The sequence below is a fragment of the Fumia xinanensis genome (genome assembly GCF_014384905.1).
Taxonomy (GTDB): domain Bacteria; phylum Bacillota; class Clostridia; order Oscillospirales; family Ruminococcaceae; genus Fumia; species Fumia xinanensis.
The window spans coordinates 49,350-67,136 of the sequence record NZ_JACRSV010000001.1 but is presented as its reverse complement, the minus strand read 5'-3'; the positions used below and the strand labels follow the sequence as shown (position 1 = coordinate 67,136).

Annotated in this window: 18 protein-coding genes and 2 tRNA genes; 12 read left to right on the top strand and 8 right to left on the bottom strand. The window is 47.5% G+C overall.

Annotated elements, in window-relative coordinates; all coding sequences use genetic code 11:
• Positions 1-27 precede the first annotated feature (27 nt).
• Together H8710_RS00340 and H8710_RS00335 are read left to right on the top strand one after the other, a co-directional pair.
• A complete protein-coding gene (locus H8710_RS00340) occupies positions 28-243 on the top strand; it encodes a spore coat protein (RefSeq protein ID WP_249293393.1) in 216 nt (71 codons plus the stop codon).
• Positions 244-312: 69 nt separating this feature from the next.
• Complete coding sequence (locus tag H8710_RS00335) at positions 313-702, top strand: DUF2752 domain-containing protein (RefSeq protein ID WP_249293392.1); 390 nt, start codon at positions 313-315, stop codon at positions 700-702.
• Positions 703-771: 69 nt separating this feature from the next.
• On the opposite strand, the gene H8710_RS00330 is transcribed toward H8710_RS00335, so the two are convergent.
• Positions 772-1,092: a DUF4190 domain-containing protein gene (locus H8710_RS00330; RefSeq protein WP_249293391.1), complete on the bottom strand. Its 321-nt coding sequence runs from the start codon at positions 1,090-1,092 to the stop codon at positions 772-774.
• 378 nt (positions 1,093-1,470) lie between these two features.
• On the opposite strand from H8710_RS00330, the gene H8710_RS00325 reads away from it, so the two are divergent.
• The 5 genes from H8710_RS00325 (at position 1,471) to H8710_RS00305 (ending at position 5,558) form a co-directional block, all read left to right on the top strand.
• Positions 1,471-1,546, top strand: a tRNA-Lys gene (locus tag H8710_RS00325).
• 91 nt (positions 1,547-1,637) lie between these two features.
• Positions 1,638-1,713, top strand: a tRNA-Lys gene (locus tag H8710_RS00320).
• A 256-nt stretch (positions 1,714-1,969) separates the two neighbouring features.
• Positions 1,970-2,761, top strand: a complete 792-nt coding sequence (locus H8710_RS00315; RefSeq protein WP_430413294.1) for an alpha/beta fold hydrolase — start codon at positions 1,970-1,972, stop codon at positions 2,759-2,761.
• Between the two features lie 22 nt (positions 2,762-2,783).
• Positions 2,784-4,340, top strand: coding sequence for a UDP-N-acetylmuramoyl-tripeptide--D-alanyl-D-alanine ligase (locus tag H8710_RS00310; RefSeq protein ID WP_249293389.1), 1,557 nt, complete (start codon positions 2,784-2,786; stop codon positions 4,338-4,340).
• A 36-nt stretch (positions 4,341-4,376) separates the two neighbouring features.
• Positions 4,377-5,558 carry a D-alanine--D-alanine ligase family protein gene (locus H8710_RS00305; RefSeq protein ID WP_249293388.1) on the top strand — a complete coding sequence of 394 codons (1,182 nt, stop codon included), beginning with the start codon at positions 4,377-4,379 and terminating at the stop codon, positions 5,556-5,558.
• Positions 5,559-5,614: 56 nt separating this feature from the next.
• Here the strand turns inward: H8710_RS00305 and H8710_RS00300 are convergent, their stop codons facing one another.
• From H8710_RS00300 to H8710_RS00285, 4 genes are all read right to left on the bottom strand, one after another.
• Positions 5,615-6,955, bottom strand: a complete 1,341-nt coding sequence (locus H8710_RS00300) for a hemolysin family protein (RefSeq protein WP_249293387.1) — start codon at positions 6,953-6,955, stop codon at positions 5,615-5,617.
• A 448-nt stretch (positions 6,956-7,403) separates the two neighbouring features.
• Entirely contained in the window at positions 7,404-9,536 is a 2,133-nt protein-coding gene (gene rnr, locus H8710_RS00295) for a ribonuclease R (protein ID WP_249293386.1), read from the bottom strand.
• Positions 9,537-9,686: 150 nt separating this feature from the next.
• On the bottom strand, positions 9,687-9,938 hold the full coding sequence (secG, locus tag H8710_RS00290; RefSeq protein WP_249293385.1) for a preprotein translocase subunit SecG: 252 nt from the start codon (positions 9,936-9,938) through the stop codon (positions 9,687-9,689).
• 123 nt (positions 9,939-10,061) lie between these two features.
• Positions 10,062-10,832 carry an endonuclease/exonuclease/phosphatase family protein gene (locus tag H8710_RS00285; protein ID WP_249293384.1) on the bottom strand — a complete coding sequence of 257 codons (771 nt, stop codon included), beginning with the start codon at positions 10,830-10,832 and terminating at the stop codon, positions 10,062-10,064.
• Positions 10,833-11,247: 415 nt separating this feature from the next.
• Here H8710_RS00285 and H8710_RS00280 point away from each other — a divergent pair, with 415 nt between their 5' ends.
• A complete protein-coding gene (locus H8710_RS00280; RefSeq protein WP_249293383.1) occupies positions 11,248-12,180 on the top strand; it encodes an alpha/beta fold hydrolase in 933 nt (310 codons plus the stop codon).
• Between the two features lie 223 nt (positions 12,181-12,403).
• On the top strand, positions 12,404-13,657 hold the full coding sequence (locus H8710_RS00275; protein WP_249293382.1) for a serine hydroxymethyltransferase: 1,254 nt from the start codon (positions 12,404-12,406) through the stop codon (positions 13,655-13,657).
• A gap of 102 nt (positions 13,658-13,759) precedes the next feature.
• Here the strand turns inward: H8710_RS00275 and H8710_RS00270 are convergent, their stop codons facing one another.
• Entirely contained in the window at positions 13,760-14,083 is a 324-nt protein-coding gene (locus H8710_RS00270; RefSeq protein ID WP_249293381.1) for a magnetosome magnetite crystal formation protein family, read from the bottom strand.
• 174 nt (positions 14,084-14,257) lie between these two features.
• Complete coding sequence (locus H8710_RS00265; protein ID WP_249293380.1) at positions 14,258-15,010, bottom strand: nitroreductase family protein; 753 nt, start codon at positions 15,008-15,010, stop codon at positions 14,258-14,260.
• 146 nt (positions 15,011-15,156) lie between these two features.
• Between H8710_RS00265 and H8710_RS00260 the strand changes: the two genes are divergently transcribed.
• Positions 15,157-16,425, top strand: a complete 1,269-nt coding sequence (locus H8710_RS00260) for a replication-associated recombination protein A (protein ID WP_249293379.1) — start codon at positions 15,157-15,159, stop codon at positions 16,423-16,425.
• Here H8710_RS00260 and H8710_RS00255 read toward each other — a convergent pair.
• Positions 16,412-16,684 (bottom strand): hypothetical protein, encoded by a 273-nt coding sequence (locus tag H8710_RS00255; protein ID WP_249293378.1) that lies wholly within the window; start codon positions 16,682-16,684, stop codon positions 16,412-16,414. The two genes, H8710_RS00260 and H8710_RS00255, sit on opposite strands and share 14 nt — an antisense overlap.
• Positions 16,685-16,775: 91 nt before the next feature.
• Between H8710_RS00255 and H8710_RS00250 the strand changes: the two genes are divergently transcribed.
• Positions 16,776-17,003, top strand: coding sequence for a helix-turn-helix domain-containing protein (locus H8710_RS00250; protein WP_249293377.1), 228 nt, complete (start codon positions 16,776-16,778; stop codon positions 17,001-17,003).
• 10 nt (positions 17,004-17,013) lie between these two features.
• Positions 17,014-17,781 (top strand): YdcF family protein, encoded by a 768-nt coding sequence (locus H8710_RS00245; protein WP_249293376.1) that lies wholly within the window; start codon positions 17,014-17,016, stop codon positions 17,779-17,781.
• Positions 17,782-17,787: the final 6 nt, after the last annotated feature.

Genomic DNA, 17,787 nt, shown 5'->3' with positions numbered 1-17,787 from the left:
TCCCATTCCCAGAAAGGATCGTTTTATATGGATATCAAGCTGGATAACAATTGTTACGACGAAGATATGATTACTGACGCCCTCCAAGCCGAAGAGGAAATGACTTCCCTCTACAACCATTTCGCCAACAAATGCGCTACCGTGAACGTTCGGAGCGAGTTCCTCAATCTCTTAAACGACGAGCATCAGCTGCAGATCGAAATTTCCGACGAAATGCGTAAAAGGGGATGGAATCTACATTAAAGAGGCGTCTTGACTTCTTTTTAAAATCTCCCTATACTGAAAGAAAGACTTTTGGGACGGGAGGAAACTATGAAAAAACGTGTGCTCCAAATCGGCTATATTCTCCTGCCTGTCTTCCTTTTGTCCCTGTTTTTTCTGACGAAAGATTTTACTTTATCCCTGTCCTACTTCCTTCCAAACTGCCCTTTTTACCGCTACACCGGCTTTTATTGTCCCGCCTGCGGCAATACCAGAAGTGTCCGCGCCCTACTTCGGGGAGATGTTATTTCTGCACTGCAATACAACATTGTCCCTTTGATTTTACTCATATTGGGGCTTTTTCTCTATGCCGAACTGGGCACCGCTCTTTTCGGAACACATAAGACACTCCTTCCGCGCAAAGGTCTCTTCTGGATCGTTTTCGGCATTTTGATGGCCATATATTTTGTGGGCAGGAATTTTTTTCTGCCGCTGCCATGATCACAAACCCATCAAATATTATAAAAATAAAAGGCACGAAGCTGATGCTCCGTGCCTCTTTTATCTCCTCTAATAAGAGGAATATTGATAATACTGTGCCAACTCGGGATAAGATGCAAGCAAGGCGCCCAAAAACAGTACCGTGCAGATCGCCAAAACGATTGCAATAGCACACATGATGATGCCAGCAATTGCCATACCTCTGCCGTCTCGGTTCTGTTTAATGGATACGATACCAAGAATCAAGCCGACAACTCCAGCTACAAGAGATATGTACCAAAGGCAGCAGGCAAACACAACAGAAACGATTCCGAGAACCATCGAAGCGATTGCAAGCCCTTTGCCTCCCTGCGGCTGTACCGGGGGTTGGTATTGGTTCATTTCATCCATGAGTTCATCCTCCTTTTAAGCGAAAATCCATTTCGCTTTGATAATCTTATCATAGCATAACAATGTCTTTTTTGCAATAAATATTAGAAATATTATGAAATATTAATAACCATTTTATGACGGAATATATTACGAAACTTTATTTTTCAATGCCCTGTTGCGATTAGAAACAGTCAATCAATTATATTTATGCCGTGCATATCCTATGATATTCGTGAAATGCTATAATTATCGTCTTTCAGAATCGCATATAGGTTATTGCCAAAAATTTTCCTAATTTATTATGAAAATTATGGGTTGCGTCAAATTTAAAAATGATTATTGACAAGCTATAAACGATTTGATATAATAGACAAGCGTCATAAAACGACAGTAAACGAGCCACTAGCTCAGCTGGCAGAGCATTTGACTTTTAATCAAAGGGTCCGGAGTTCGAATCTCCGGTGGCTCACCAAATGAAATCCTCATCCAATAGGGTTGGGGATTTCATTTTTTTAAATCAGGCTTGACTTTTTCCGAAGATTTTGATAGAATAAAATTTATGAGAGCCACTAGCTCAGCTGGCAGAGCATTTGACTTTTAATCAAAGGGTCCGGAGTTCGAATCTCCGGTGGCTCACCAGTAAAAAACAGACCGTATCATGATACGGTCTGTTTTTTCTTTTCAAACATAGAAAACAATTTTTACGGCTGGTAACTTTGCCAATTTGGGGAAATGCTAATAATCCAAGCTGGAAAAAGGGTTGTTAATCTTGCCAATTTCCTTGACAACCTATGGGAAAAAGAATTATACTAAAATGTGTTTTTATGTGCTAATCTGAATACATTTAGAATAGAAAATGAGTAAGGACCATTTTGTTCTCGAAAGGATGAACGTTTTGCAGACAAAATTAGACGGCATCCCCATCAACTATATCGCTGAAGGACTCCAAAACGACTGCGATGAAGCGGTTGTTCTTCTCCACGGCTGGGGCTCCAACATTGCGCTTTTCAGGCAGATGGTAAATCATCTGGCCCAGTACCGCCGGGTTTACGCCCTTGATATGCCTGGTTTTGGGGAAAGTGGCGAGCCGCAGAGTCCTTGGAGCGTCGACGAATTTGCTGACTGTGTTTTGCAGTTTATCGAGTTTTGTGGCATTAAAAAAGCCGTTTTGTTGGGACATTCCCACGGCGGGCGGGTCTCTATCAAGATCGCCAACCGGAGAAAACTTCCTTTTGAGCTTACAAAGCTCATTTTAGTAGACAGCGCCGGAATTCTTCCCAAGAAAACCCTAAAAAAGCGGTTTCGGCAGCGGTGCTATAAAATCGGCAGAAACGTCCTCAGCATCGAAATCGTACAGAAGATGTTTCCAGACGCTTTGGAAAATCTTCGCAATAAACACGGCTCCGCGGATTACAAAAGTGCCACGCCCCTCATGCGGCAGTCTTTGGTAAAAGTGGTTAACGAAGACCTGGAACCGCTACTTCCAAACATCAAGCAGTCCACCCTCCTCGTATGGGGAGAAAATGATACAGCCACCCCTTTGAGTGACGGCAAGCGAATGGAAGAACTCATTCCCGACGCGGGACTCGTCATCGTCAAAAACGCCGGGCATTACTCCTTTTTGGACCAGTGGGGCACCGTGTGCCGGGTACTGGACTCCTTTTTGGGTATCCCTCTCAATTCATAACTGAAAGGAAACGACGCCAACAATGGAAATCGTTTTTCTAATTTTGCTTCTTATGGCCTTTGCGGTCAATTTTACCATGCTGTGCCTGTATTATTTGCACATGTTTCAGCTCAATTCCTATAAGCCTCATGAGCAGCTCAAATGGCTCAAAGGCAATTTTCTCCCTGCCGTTGTAGGCAGAAATCTGGGGGCCATCGTCACCATTCCCCTGCTTTTGTTTTGTGGTCCCATCGGTCAGGGTATTTCGTTTCTGGTCTTGGCGATCAGCGCTTACCTGAACCGTCCCAAAAAGGCCAAAAAACCTTTGGTTTACACCAACCGGATCAAGCGAATGCTCATCACCCTGGGTGTCCTGCTGTGTTTTATTGTTGCAGCCGCCGCCCTTTTGGGCCAAAGCTGGGGAAACGGTCTGCTCCTGCCCATCGCACAGTTTTTCGCTTCTTTGTTAGTGCTGCTGGCAAACCTGATTAACCGCCCGATTGAACAATCCATCAACAACTGGTATATTAACGACGCAAAACAGATGATCCGAGAAATGTCCGATCTCAAAGTCATCGGCATTACTGGCAGCTATGGTAAAACCAGTGTCAAATTCTATTTAAACAAACTGCTCTCGGCAAAATACAACGTTCTCATGACCCCCGAGAGCTTCAACACCACTTTAGGCGTTGTCCGGACCATTCGATCCTCCCTGAAGGCCACCCATGAGATTTTTATCTGTGAGATGGGCGCGAAAAACATCGGAGACATCCAGGAAATATGCGATATCGTTAAGCCAAATTATGGAATCATTACTTCCATTGGCCCTCAGCACTTGGAGAGCTTTAAATCCATTGACAACGTCATCAAAACAAAGTTTGAGCTGGCGGACGCCGTTCCCCAAGACGGCATCGTTTTCCTCAACAATGACAACGAATACATTCGAAAGCAAAAACGCTCGAAGAAAACTGTTGCCTACGGTATTGAGGAGACCGATAGTGATTACCGTGCCTACGACATTCAGGTATCCAGCAAAGGCTCTTCCTTCAAAATGACGGTGGACGGCACGGACTACACTTTCCTGACGCGCCTCATCGGTGCTCACAACGTTTTAAACATCGCAGGAGCTATTGCGGCAGCCCATACCCTAGGTGTTCCAATGACGGATCTTGTTCGTCAGGTTAAGGCGCTGGAAAGCGTTCCTCACCGGCTCCAGCTCATCAAAGGCAGCCAGGCGCTGATTATTGACGATGCTTATAATTCTAACCCCAGCGGTGCCAAAGCGGCCCTCGATACTCTGTCCGCTTTCGAAGGCTTCAAAATCCTCGTTACCCCCGGCATGATCGAGCTGGGTGAAAAACAGGACGAATGTAACCACACCTTCGGTACCCAAGCCGCTTCCGTCTGCGATTACGTAGTGCTCGTAGGCGAGCGGCAAACCAAGAGTATCTACAATGGCCTCACCGATGCCAAATATGAACCCAACAAAATCATCGTGGCTCCCAATTTGCAGGAAGCCCTAAAATCAGTAGAAAACATCAAAACAGGCGGCCTTCAGAAAATTGTCCTGTTAGAAAACGACCTTCCAGACAACTATTAAAATAGACATTAACCGCGAGAAAGGACTGTATCATCTGTGAAAATCAAAATTGGAGTGTTTTTCGGCGGTCAAAGTGTGGAGCACGAAGTATCCATTATTTCCGCCTTACAGGCGGTGAACAACTTTGACCGCAACAAATACGATATCATCCCCATCTATATTACCAAAGGAAATGAGTTTTACGTCGGAGAAAATATCGGTGACATTGAAGCTTACAAAAATATTCCCGCCCTGCTTAAAAAGAGCCAGAAGGTGATTCTGGTCAATGAAAATGAGAAGCTGAATCTAATTAAATACCCCATGAAAAAGTTCGGCAGTAACATTTACGACTACATCGATATCGCTTTTCCCATCGTCCACGGCACCAATGTAGAGGATGGTGCCTTGCAGGGCTATTTGAAAACCCTCCGCATTCCCTTTGTGGGCTGTGACGTGATGTCGTCGGCCTCCGGAATGGATAAATACGTGATGAAAGCCGTCTTAAAGGACAACGACATCCCGGTTCTGGACTGCTGCCGCAGCGACCGACGCCACTATCAGGGGGACACCACTGCTTTTCTGGATAAAGTGGAGGCCCTTATCGGCTATCCCGTAATCGTCAAACCCATTAATCTGGGCTCAAGCGTCGGTATACGCAAGGCGAGCGACCGAGAAACTTTGGAGGATGCCCTCGATTACGCCTTCCAGTTCGCAAATAACGTGCTGGTGGAAAAAGCCATTATAAATCTTCGGGAAATCAACTGCTCTGTCCTGGGTGATTACGAGGAGGCCATCGCTTCTGAATGTGAAGAGCCCATCAGTTCCGACGAAATCCTGAGCTATGAGGACAAATATCTGTCCGGGGAGAAAAATTCTGGTTCCAAAGGCATGTCCAGCACCAAACGGAAACTCCCTGCCGACATACCCGCAGATGTAAAAGCGGAAATCCAGCGGCTGGCGGTAAAAACTTTCCAAGCTTTGGGTTGCAACGGCGTTTCCCGTATCGACTTTATGCTGGACGTGGATGAAAACAAAGTCTGGGTCAATGAAATCAACACTATCCCCGGCTCTCTTGCTTTTTACCTCTGGGAAGCCAGCGGAGTCAAATACAAAGACCTTCTGGACCGAATGGTAAAGCTTGCCCTCAAGCGGGAACGGGAGAACAAAGACATTACCTATTCCTTTGACACTAACATTCTTTCCGGCGTCAAGCTGGGCGGCATGAAAGGAAAACTGTAATTTTGCACAGCAAAAAAGCCTATCGGAATTCCGATAGGCTTTTATTATCTGATATTTTAGCAACTGACGGAGGCAGCTTCGATTTTTCGGATCAATACCTTGCTGATGCGGTGCTCCTCGATTTCCTGCACCGCCACTTCAAAGCCGTTGCCTGCCGGTAAGACAATTTTGTCTCCCGATTTCGGAATACTGCCCAGCTGTTCAAGAATCCAGCCAGCCACCGTGTCGCTGTCAGAGTCTTCTTCGATATCCAAGGAAACACCAATGGTTTTTTCCACGTCCTCGATAGCGGTCCCCCCGTCTACTAAGTACGTATCTTCCGACAATTCCTGAATATCTGCATCCTCATGATCGGTTTCGTCCTCAATTTCTCCGACGATGCTCTCCAAGAGATCCTCCATGGTGACAAGACCGGAGGTGCCGCCGTATTCATCGATGACAATAGCCATGTGAACCTTCTCCTCCTGGAACTCTCGCAAAAGCTTGCTGCACAGCTTGGTCTCCGGCACGTAGATGGGCTTGCGTAGCATTTTGGTAACCGGCTCATCGTTCCCGCCATGCAAGGCACTGTCAATGAGATCCTTGACATAGGCCACACCGGTGATGTCATCAAAATCCTTTTGGTACACCGGAATACGGGAAAAGCCCTCTTCCTTGGCAAGGTTCAGGGTCTCCTCCACCGTTGCCGCTGCCGACACCATCACCATGTCAGTACGGGGCGTCATGACATCCATCACGTCCTTGTCGTCGAACTGGAGAATGTTCTGAATCATATGTTTTTCATGCTGTTCGATGGCACCGGTTTCCTCGCCCTCGTCCACCAGCATCATAATATCCTCTTCAGTGACCGCCTCTTCATCGTCCTTTCCGCCCAGACCGATGAGCTTCAATACGCCATTTGTGCTGGCTGCCAAAAAAGAGACGAAAAACTTCATGGCCTTGCTGAAGCCCCACACCGGACCGGCAACCGATAAAGCTACTTTTTCCGGATTTTTCATCGCCACCCGTTTGGGCACCAGCTCGCCGAAAATCAAAGTAAAGTAGGATAAGATCAATGTGATAAGCACCAGTGATACGCCACTAATGATTCCCTTGCTGATGGGGATGAAACTGAGCGCGCCGGAGAGCATCCCGGCAAATTTGTCCGCCGCCACCGCTGAGGAAAGGAATCCCGATAGGGTGACGCCCACCTGAATCGTAGCCAAAAAGCCCGATTGGGAAGAGATGATATCCAAGAGATGCTTGGCCTTTCGGTTTCCACTTTCGGCTAACCGCTCAATTTTCTTAGAGTTGGTCGAAATGATTGCAATTTCGCTCATGGCGAAAAAGGCGTTGGTCGCCACCAATAAAATAAGGATCACGAGACTCAATAATAAGCCTCCTATGCCGTCATTCATCAAAGTACTCCTTTTGTGTAAAACTTATGGACTGTCGCAGAAAAGCGTCATTGTTTACACTGGAATTAAATCCTCCTTATAAAACTATAACTGAAAAATTCTTCAGTTATGGGCAGACCGCCCCTACAAATTTTATTGAAGTTATGATACCACATCCACAAATTTTATGAAATTCCTAGGGAAATTGATTCGCCGCAGTTCTGCTCTAGCAGAATCGGATGATGATAACAAGGAACTCCGTGCCAAAATACATGGTATTTTGGCTAGCCACATTTATATAGCCATAGGTTTTCTTTGAAAGCCTTTACTAATTGCGTCTATTATAGCGGGATTTCACCCAAAAGTAAAATCCCGCCAAAGGCCCCAGAAGCTATATTTCACTGATATTTCGCCGGTTTTGCCACAAAGGCTTCCCCGCAAGCTCTCAAACAGAACCGGAAAAAGCCGCTCAGCCGTTTTCGTCGGATTCAGGCTCCGCTGGAACAAAATCGATATTTCCGGCATTCACATCCACGCCGGAGCAGGTCACGCGGATGGCATCACCTACCCGGAACGCATTGCCTGTATGAGTTTCCTTCAACTCCATCAGCCCGTCGTACTGATACTGCCCCTCTGGCAGAGCCTCGATGCGCACAAGCCCCTCTACTGTGTTAGGAAGCCCTACATAGAAACCGAACGAGGTCACCGAAGTAATCATACCGTCGAAGGATTCCCCTACATGGTCTTCCATGTATTCAGCCTTGTAGCAGTCCTCACAGTCCCGTTCCACTTTCATGGCGGAAATTTCCGCCTCAGTGGAGGCGTTCGCCGACCTGCCCACAAATTCCGAATACCGTTTTTTTATATCAGAAGCAGAACGCTTTTGTGTCACCACATCACTCAAAATCCGGTGGATAGTCAAATCGGGATAACGGCGGATGGGCGAGGTGAAGTGGGCGTAGTTTTCCAACGCCAAACCGTAATGGCCGATGGGTGTTTCACTGTATTTCGCTTTGGCCATAGAGCGGAGCACCTGCCGGCTAACGATAGGGTAAAAAGGCTTACCCTTAGCCTCGTCGAGAATATCGGATAATACTTTGGACGGTACGTTCCCCTTGATTTCCCGGGCAGGAAGGCCCAGTGCCTGCAAGGTTTCCTTCAGCACGTTGAGTTTTTCCCCGTCTGGATACTCGTGAACCCGGTAGACAAAGGGAATCTGGAGCTTTTTCGCCAGGGTGGCGGCCGCCTCGTTGGCGGTGAGCATGAACTCCTCGATCATCTCCTCTGCCTCGCCCCGCTGCCGGGGTACGATATCGACGATGCGGTCGTTTTCATCGAGAATGAGCTTGCTCTCCGCTGTATCGATATCCGGTGCGCCCCGAAGCTTCCTGTTATGGTGTAGAATGTCAGAAAGCTCCTTCATTAGGGGTATGACATGGAGAACGTCCCGGTATTTTGCGAGGATTTCCTTCCCTGCCGTTCCGGCAATGATTTCATTTACTTCAGAGTATACGCCTTTGACTCGAGAGCATATAACCGATTTTTTGAAATCATAATCTAAGAGCTTCCCGTCCTTTGAGAGAGTCATAATGGCCGAAAAGGCCAGCCGCTCCTCATCGGGGTTCAGCGAACAAATACCGTTTGAGAGTTCCTTGGGCAGCATGGGAACCACCTTATTGGCATAGTAGATACTGGTTCCCCGCCGAAGTGCCTCTTCGTCAAGAGCGGTTTTTTCCCGCACATAATAGGAAACGTCAGCGATGTGAACCCCCAAAATGTAAAAATCCTGGTATTTCGAAAGACTGATGGCATCATCCAGATCCTTGGAATCGGCGCCGTCGATGGTGAAAATCACTTCATTGCGCAAATCTTCCCGGTTCAAAAGCTCTTTGTGCTTGATGCCCCGCTGGGCCAAAAATTTCGCTTCTTCCAGCACTTGCGGAGGAAACTCCGGCGTGACGCCGTTTAAATTGAGGATGGCCTCACAGCAGGCGGCAGCCCGGGTCGCTTGTCCAAAACTCTTTACCACCTTGGCACGAAGGTCCCGGTGACCCTGTCCCCTCTTTGTAATCTTAGCTGTCACCTTGTCGCCGTCGGCGACCCCTTTGACGCTGCCCTCCAACCGCAAATCGAAATTACCGATATCGTCAGGAGTAATAAACGGCCCCCCTTTCGTCAGATGGGCAATCCCGGTGAATTCCACCTCTCCCGCCTCGATAAAGGAAATCACTTCACCCTCTGGCAGGTTTCCCCTAGTGTGTTTGGAAAGACGAATCATCACCTTGTCCCCAGCCAGAGCGCCTTTGAGCTTGCTCCCCAGGATAAAGACCTCGTCCTTCTGCTCCAACCGCTCGGCAAATCCATAAGTTTTGTGGAGCCGTTTGATGACAGCTGGGTACAGCCCCTTGGACTGTGTCGCAAAAAACTTGCCCTTTTTCTCCAAAATCAACCCGGCTGCTTTACATTTCTGTACAGCCAGCCGAAAATATTTCCCCTCTTCTTTTTTCGCTTTGCATTTTATGCTCAATTCTTTATAGGTCATCCCTTTTTTGCCGGCTTTTTCGAGCAATACCGGTATTTTTTGTTCAAATTTTATTTCCATTTAAAATAACATTCCTTTCTGGAAATTGGAACATTTGCAGGTATACTGCAAATCTCCTCTAACATCGCTAATCATTGTTTTTCTTGACCATTCTGCAAAATAAAAAGCCCTGCGGTTTTACTCGCAGGGCTTTGCTCATTACGAATTTTATTACTTGAGATGGACGGCCAAAACCGACGCGGCAAGTGTCAGTATAAAAAAGACAACCGCTGCAACCTTTGTAATCTTAGCCAAAACGGCGTCCAAAGTCCGTCCGCTGTTTTTATCGAGATAAGAATCAGAGGAACCGCCGCCAATCGCCTGGGACATTCCCTGTTTACTCTCCTGCATCATAACCAGGACAATCAAAATCAAGCAAGCAATCAGCAACAAAACGCCGCCCACAATTTCATATACGTTCATAACTAGTTTAACCCTCCGATGTAATTTTATCATCAATAGACATGAATTTCATGTTAACCATGTTAGTATATCACATTTTTTGCTGCTTGACAAGCCCTAATCACAAAAATTTGCAGAATTTCCCTACCGCATCTCAAATTCGGCAACCAAAGCATTGTGATCGGATAAATCGCTGTAAACCATTTTGGATTTTTTCATAACCAGCGTGTCGGTATAGATAATATTGTCCAAGCATTTGGTGTCCCAGTCTTTTCCATGATAGGTCTTGAGCGGTTTTTCTTCGGTACTTAGCATATTGAAATCTTCAAAAGGAGCAAGTTCATCAAAGTTTTTAATATTAAAATCGCCCATGAGAACCTTATAACGGTTGGGGTCGGCGGCAAACACATCTGCAGCCAACTGAATCTGCCGCTGCCGCTCGTAGTCGCTCTGATAAGAAAAATGCACGTTGTAAACAGAAATTAACTGTCCATCCTTCTGCATTTCCACCTTCATAAAACCGTCACGGGCCAGGTTTCCGCCTTCCCGAAAAGAAGACTTCTCGTTTCCAAAATAATATTTGCTCATAATGCCGAGGCCATATTCCCCGCCTTTATAATCCATCTCTTTGGCAAAGCTGTTGAAATAATACCGCCCCTTGCCCAGATGCTCAAGGCAGCTTTTTCCATCGACTCGCTCTGTCTTTTCATCCACTTCCTGAAGCGAAATTACATCAGCTCCCATGGAAATAATCTGTCTGTGTTGGGCCTCCATTACATCGTTTCCATGCAGGATGTTCCAAGTGGCTACCTTCAAAGTGGTGGTTTTTTCCGGCGTAAAGCCCACCATCATGGGAAACATCATCAAGCAGCAAACTGCAACGCATAGAAACTTCAAGCTGCTTTTTTTCATCATTGTTATTCCTTCCTTTCTGGAACTTGAGCGGTTTTGGTAGTGTAGCCAAAACTGAGTCAAAATTTAGTTAAATGCTGCCATAATACAATAATGTAATGGTACTTTCTATTACAAAAAGAAAATCAAAAATTTTCTTCCTTATTCCAAACAAAAAACTGCAACTTCCCTACAACGTGATCATCAAGCAGTATCGCTATTTTTTATTATGCCGATTTCGTCGTTTTTTGTCAACCGATAATCCCCCTATTTTCCGAGTGGGATAGGCTCATGTTTTGGGTATTTATAATAAAGACTCCTTTATGCTTGAAAAAGTTTTGAAAAAAATGCAAATTCTTTCTAAAAAGTGTATAATAGGGATAGAAAATGGGCTTTTTCGCCGTCCATCAATAGTCGGTTCCTGAAAGGAAGGTTTTTTATGAGTTATCAAAAACTGGTAGATCACTTCGTGAGCTCCGATGGAAAAAATGCTGTGACCTATTATACTTATATTCCGCAGAGCATCGAGCCGAAAGCTATCCTGCAAATTTCACACGGCATGTGTGAATACATCGAACGCTATGAGGACTTTGCCGCTTTTCTCTGCCAAAATGGATTCATCGTTTGCGGAAACGATCATCTGGGACACGGTAATTCCATCGCATCGGAAGACGACTTAGGCTATTTTGGGAAAGAGAACGGTTATGAATTTCTCATCACCGATCTTTATAAAACCATGACTATCATTAGAAAAGGCTACCCAAGTCTTCCCTATTTCATGTTGGGGCACAGCATGGGCTCCTTTGTGGCTAGGATGTTTCTGACCCTGTACGGCAAAGAATTGACCGGAGCTATTATATGCGGGACCTCTGGGGGGAATCCCTTTGCTGGAATTGGCATCAGGATGGCAAAATCCGCCATTCGCAAAAAGGGTGAACAGTTTCGAAGCAATAAACTGAATTCGATGGCATTTAGCGGTTATAACAAGCGAATTGACAAGCCAAATTCTGAATTTGATTGGCTGACCACCGATTCTCAAATTGTTTCGGACTATGAGAAAAATCTCAAAAATAATTTTGTATTTACTGCGGCTGGTTTTAAAGACCTTTTTACCCTGGTCAAGCTGGTTTCGGCAAAGGAATGGGCAGACAAAGTACCGAAAAACCTTCCCCTTTTTATCATTTCGGGGGAAGAAGATCCGGTGGGTGATTACGGCAAAGGGGTACGGAAAGTCTGTCGGCGGCTCATTGAGGCGGAGGTACAGGATATTGCTCTGCATCTCTATCCGGGCGGCAGACACGAAATCATCAATGAAACAAACCGGCGGGAGGTTTACCGTGATATTGCCCGATGGTTGGACTCAAAAATATAGTTGTATTTTTACTAAACACACTTTTGCGCCGACTATAGACATATTTCACGAAGATTTAAACAAAATTTTGGAAAAGTCCTATTGAAAATGTATTGTAAAGTGTGCCGCTTTCCGATATAATAGAATTTAATGCGTGTTCTACAAATTTGCAAATAAGATTTAACTGTAGAAGAAAAAATGCCCAGGAGCCACCTTCCAGGCAATCAACAAGGAGAGATGACTAATGTATCAGGATTTTCCCAACAACATCGGCTTTGTCGGCCAGTATGACAGTGAAGTGGCAGACGCTATGAATCTGGAACTCAAGCGCCAGCGCCGCAATATCGAGCTGATCGCCAGTGAAAATATTGTTTCCCCCGCTGTTTTAGCAGCAATGGGAACAGTTCTCACAAATAAATACGCCGAGGGTTACCCCGGCAAACGGTACTACGGCGGATGTGAGTGCGTTGATATCGTCGAAAACATTGCCCGCGACCGGGCAAAACAGCTCTTTGGCGCTGAGCATGCCAACGTTCAGCCTCATTCCGGCGCACAGGCAAATTTGGCGGTTTACTTTGCTTTGCTTCAGCCCGGCGACACCATTCTCGGCATGAATCTGGCTCACGGCGGGCATCTCACCCACGGCTCCCCTGTCAACATGTCAGGCAGCTATTACAATGTCATCCCCTATGGCATTGACGACGACACCCATCGTATCGACTACGACAAGCTCATGGCTCTCGCCATGGAGCACAAGCCTAAAATGATCGTGGCAGGCGCTTCCGCTTATCCCCGCGTCATCGACTTTAAGAAATTCCGCGAGATTGCCGACGCCTGTGGTGCATACCTCATGGTGGACATGGCCCATATCGCAGGACTGGTCGCCGCCGGCGTCCATCCTTCCCCTGTGCCCTATGCCGACATCGTTACCACCACTACCCATAAAACTCTCCGCGGTCCCCGCGGCGGTATGATTCTCTGCAAGGAAGAGCTGGCGAAAAAAATCGATAAAGCGGTCTTCCCTGGCACTCAGGGCGGCCCCCTCATGCATATCATCGCGGCAAAAGCCGTCTGCTTCGGCGAAGCGCTGAAGCCTGAGTTCAAGGCCTATCAGGAGCAGGTCGTCAAAAACGCTGCCGCCCTAGCCAAAGGATTGGTTTCCCGCGGATTTGATCTGGTTTCCGGCGGCACCGACAATCATCTGATGCTCGTCGACCTTAGAAACTTCAACATCACCGGCAAGGAGATGGAGCATAAACTGGACGAAGTGTACATCACCGCCAACAAAAACGCCATCCCCAACGATCCCCAGAGTCCCTTCATCACCAGCGGTATCCGTATCGGCACTCCCGCCGTCACCACCCGCGGTTTTAAAGAAGAGGATATGGAAGTCATCGCCGAGTGCATTTACAAGGTCGCCGCTGATTTTGAAAATTCCAAAGAAGAAATCAAGGCAAAGGTGGAAGCCCTCTGCCAGAAATACCCCCTGTACGAATAATCTCACCCGTATATACTCGAATAAGGCGGCGATCATTCCCGATCGCCGCCTTTTTGCAAACAAAAACCGCCGGAAATATCCGGCGGTTTTGATATGTAACGCTTATTTTAAAATGGTAATACCGCCAATCACAGGGAGCGGGACTTCCTCATCGTTGGCTGCGTGGATAATGCCGATAATCATAAACACGACGCCAACAATGCCGATTATTCCACTGCAAATACTGCCGATGAAACCAATAAACGGAATCGCGCTAATAATACCGCAAACAATGCCCAAAACTACCTCTGCTAAAAACAGGACTAGTCCCTGATTGACATGGAACCGCACCTTGGGATTCTGACTGTCGGCAATCAGCCCGACGATAAACAGAATACCGATGTACGCGAGAACATTGTACACTTTCTCATTTGAAGAATTAGCCATAAAAATCCTCCTGACAATCACTTTTTCATGGATTAACCATACTGTCATATTACCACAAACAGAAAGAAAACCCAATACCTTTCGCAACGATTTGTGAATATTTGGAGCAAGACATTTATCACAGCCTCGATTCTGCACAAAATTGACAAAAATACTTATCTCCCCATCTTGTTTCTACTCTTCGATTGTATAAATGGCTGTTAAAACTTCAGTGCTCTCTTCTAATTCGCCCGAATACAGTTCACGGTTGCTGATTTTATTCTCATGCTTCAGGCAAAGTTCCAGAAACAGCAGAAAAATTCCTATATCGATCTGGTTGTAAAAAGACACCTTTTTCTTGGGCATCATCCCCCGTTTTCCCTTCACCCGATATACCTCCAGCCGGTTTTGCCCCGCGTTTACCAGCCACGGCTGGGTGTTGCAGGCGCTTGGGGCGTAGCGCACCACATTTGCGATTTCCGGATACCCGTTCCCCTGCCAGATTTCGCTGAGCGGCTTGCGTTTGGTGTTGCTGTAATCCTTACGAAATTTCGTTTCCTCCACCTTTTCAATGGCGATCATGATGACGAAATCCAGGCCGCGCCATTGTGTCTCTTTTGTTTTCCCCATGCCGTACCAGCAGGCGCCGATATTTTTGGACGCGAGCCAGAGATCCAGCTGCTCTGCCATATAGCCTACATTTTGCAGATACTGATCTTTTTTCTCACTGTAAATCAAAATGCAATATTCTCCCCGCCGGCAGGAAGTCTCCTCACGGGAGACCAGTTTGAATGCCACAGCAACGTTCTCCATAAGGGGAGCGAGCCTCTCGAACTGGTTTTCAATCCCCCGTAATTCTGATTCCGACAGATGTTTTGTCCCCGGAAACATATGAAAGGATCTACGCTTAAAAATCATCTCATAGTACCGTTCATCCACTGCAATCATCCCTTCGTATCGTGATACTACCAATCTACCCCAATATAAAAAGAATTGCAACGATTTTTTATGGAGGAATTTTGGCCTTTCCTTTACTTTTAGGGCAATTTACGGTAAAATGGATAGAGAAATCAAGGAAAGGAAGGAGGGGTTTTATGTCGTCTCCATTAGCGGACAGGCTCCGCCCCAAAACCATCGACGAAGTAGTGGGCCAAACCCACCTGTTGGGTGAAAACGCCAGCCTGCGCCGCATCATTGAAAGCGGGAATATCCCCAACCTCATATTCTACGGACCCTCCGGCGTGGGAAAAACCACCGTCGCCCGCATCATCGCCTCCCAGACGAATAAGCGGCTCCATAAGTTGAACGGCACCAATGCTTCTCTGGCCGACATCAAGGCCATTGTGGGCGAGCTGGACACCATCGTCGGGTACAACGGCATTTTGCTCTATCTGGATGAAATCCAGTACCTCAATAAGAAGCAACAGCAGTCGCTTCTCGAATACATTGAGGACGGGCGCATCACCCTTATTGCCTCCACTACCGAAAACCCCTACTTTTACATTTACAACGCCATTTTGAGCCGTTCCACCGTCTTTGAATTCAAGTCGGTGCCCTGGGAAGAGGTGGAAAAAGCCGTCACTCGGGGATTCGCAGCTATATCGGGGGAACTGGGCTTTACAATCGAACTGGAAGACGGCGTTTCTTCCCACATTGCCAAAAGCTGCGGCGGAGATGTGCGAAAATCCCTCAACACCGTGGAACTGCTCTGCATTTCGGCCCAGCGACGAGAGGACGATACCCGCTACGTATCAATGGAGCTTGCCCGGGAGCTCTCCCAGAAAAGTTCCATGAAATACGACCGGGATGGGGACGAGCACTACGACATCGTCTCCGCTTTCCAGAAATCCATGCGGGGCTCCGACCCGGACGCCGCTATTCACTACTTAGCAAGGCTGCTGGAAGCCGGCGACCTGGCAAGCGCCTGTAGGCGGCTGATGGTCTGCGCCTGCGAGGACGTGGGCCTGGCCTACCCCATGATTATCCCCATCGTCAAGGCGGCGGTGGACGCGGCCTTGCAGGTGGGTCTGCCGGAAGCCCGGCTCTGCCTCGCCGACGCGGTGATTTTAGTGGCCACTTCCCCCAAATCCAACACCGCTCACGACGCCATCAACGCCGCTATGGAGGACATCCAGAAGGGCAACTCCGGCCCCATCCCCCGCTGTCTCCAAAACAAGCATTACGACGGCGAGGACAATCAAAATAAGGGGCAGTTTTACAAATACCCTCATGAGTACCCCAATCGCTGGGTGGAGCAGCAGTATTTGCCCGACGCGCTGAAAAACCGGGTCTACTACACCCCCGGCGACAACAAAATGGAGCAGGCCGCCGCCGAGTACTGGAAGAAAATCAAAGGGAAGTAAACGGCTCTTCCCGCTGGTGGACGGCGTAGCAGTCCTGAATCAGCAGGATTCCCAGCCGCAAGCCTTCGGCAAAACAGCGGATGGCAAATTCATTGGCCAAAAGATCCTTTTGGTCGATGATGCGGAGCAGGTATTTTTTCTGTTCCTTGGAAAAGTCCTGTTTGAGCAGGGCCGAATACCGTTCAATGACCGCGTCGGGCTTGTCGTCTCTGGTTCTGCGGACAAAGTCGTCGAATAGAATGTCGATTGCGGTTTCCATAGCAGTTCCTCCCTAAATAATTAAATTTAAAGTCAATTTACCTATAAGTAGATTATAATCTACTTATAGGTAAATGTCAAGAGGTTTTATTATGAACAGTGAAATTAATTTGGGAAAAAGGCTTTATGAATTGCGGACAAGCCGTTCCCTCAACCAGAAACAATTAGGCGAAATCGTCGGGTTGTCCCACAAAGCGATCAGCACGATAGAAAGCGGCTCTCGTTACACGACCATCGAAAAACTGGTGCAATTAGCCGACTACTTCGATGTATCAACCGATTATCTCCTCGGCCTCTCCGATGACCCCAACCGTCATTAAAGGAACAACGATGAAAAAAGCATTTCCAATCGTCCTGCTGGTTTTCGGGGCGATTTTTACCGGCTACTATTTCCTCTGTGGCTCCCTCGCCGGCTTTCACGTCTCGATGCTCTGGGTCTGGCTCTTGTTGGGACTCCTATGCATCGGGAAGGGCCTTTGGGACCTGCTGCGAAAAGAAAAATCCACCGGCAAAGCGGCCCGGGTGCTCACTGTCGCTGCCCGCTCCGCCGTCTCCATATTGCTGGCCGCTTTTGTCCTGGCGGAGGGCTTTGTCCTCTCCGGCATGGTGAAACAGCCGAAGCCCAATCTCGACTACATCGTCGTCTTGGGCGCCCGGGTCTTTGGCACCGAGCCCAGTCCAATCCTCCAGTACCGCATCGACGCGGCCTACGATTACCTCATGGAGAACCCGGAAACCACCGTCATCGTTTCCGGCGGTCAAGGGGAAAACGAGGACATAAGCGAGGCGGCGTGCATGGCGCAGGAGCTTCGGAAACGCGGCATCTCTTCCGAACGCATCCTCCTGGAGGACAAATCGACCACCACTGCCGAAAACATGGCCTACAGCAGGGCACTTATGTCCAAAGAAAACCCGACAGTCGGCGTCGTCACCAACAATTTTCACGTTTTCCGTTCGGTCTGCATTGCCCGGAAGCGGGCGGGGCTGAGTCACATTTCAGGTATTCCCGCCCCCTACCCCAGCGTTCTCCTCCCCCACTACATGATGCGGGAGTTTTTCACCATCACCGTTGATACCCTGTTAGGAAACACCATATAGAAAGGA

Bases quoted from the DNA above. Each gene is read 5' to 3' on its own strand.
- H8710_RS00245 (WP_249293376.1), top strand. From the start codon at position 17,014: ATGAAAAAAGCATTTCCAATCGTCCTGCTGGTTTTCGGGGCGATTTTT.
- H8710_RS00310 (WP_249293389.1), top strand. From the start codon at position 2,784: ATGGAAATCGTTTTTCTAATTTTGCTTCTTATGGCCTTTGCGGTCAAT.
- H8710_RS00280 (WP_249293383.1), top strand. From the start codon at position 11,248: ATGAGTTATCAAAAACTGGTAGATCACTTCGTGAGCTCCGATGGAAAA.
- H8710_RS00265 (WP_249293380.1), bottom strand. From the start codon at position 15,010: ATGATTGCAGTGGATGAACGGTACTATGAGATGATTTTTAAGCGTAGA.
- H8710_RS00270 (WP_249293381.1), bottom strand. From the start codon at position 14,083: ATGGCTAATTCTTCAAATGAGAAAGTGTACAATGTTCTCGCGTACATC.
- rnr (WP_249293386.1), bottom strand. From the start codon at position 9,536: ATGGAAATAAAATTTGAACAAAAAATACCGGTATTGCTCGAAAAAGCC.
- H8710_RS00335 (WP_249293392.1), top strand. From the start codon at position 313: ATGAAAAAACGTGTGCTCCAAATCGGCTATATTCTCCTGCCTGTCTTC.
- H8710_RS00275 (WP_249293382.1), top strand. From the start codon at position 12,404: ATGTATCAGGATTTTCCCAACAACATCGGCTTTGTCGGCCAGTATGAC.
- H8710_RS00255 (WP_249293378.1), bottom strand. From the start codon at position 16,684: ATGGAAACCGCAATCGACATTCTATTCGACGACTTTGTCCGCAGAACC.
- secG (WP_249293385.1), bottom strand. From the start codon at position 9,938: ATGAACGTATATGAAATTGTGGGCGGCGTTTTGTTGCTGATTGCTTGC.
- H8710_RS00340 (WP_249293393.1), top strand. From the start codon at position 28: ATGGATATCAAGCTGGATAACAATTGTTACGACGAAGATATGATTACT.
- H8710_RS00260 (WP_249293379.1), top strand. From the start codon at position 15,157: ATGTCGTCTCCATTAGCGGACAGGCTCCGCCCCAAAACCATCGACGAA.
- H8710_RS00285 (WP_249293384.1), bottom strand. From the start codon at position 10,832: ATGATGAAAAAAAGCAGCTTGAAGTTTCTATGCGTTGCAGTTTGCTGC.
- H8710_RS00250 (WP_249293377.1), top strand. From the start codon at position 16,776: ATGAACAGTGAAATTAATTTGGGAAAAAGGCTTTATGAATTGCGGACA.
- H8710_RS00300 (WP_249293387.1), bottom strand. From the start codon at position 6,955: ATGAATGACGGCATAGGAGGCTTATTATTGAGTCTCGTGATCCTTATT.
- H8710_RS00330 (WP_249293391.1), bottom strand. From the start codon at position 1,092: ATGGATGAAATGAACCAATACCAACCCCCGGTACAGCCGCAGGGAGGC.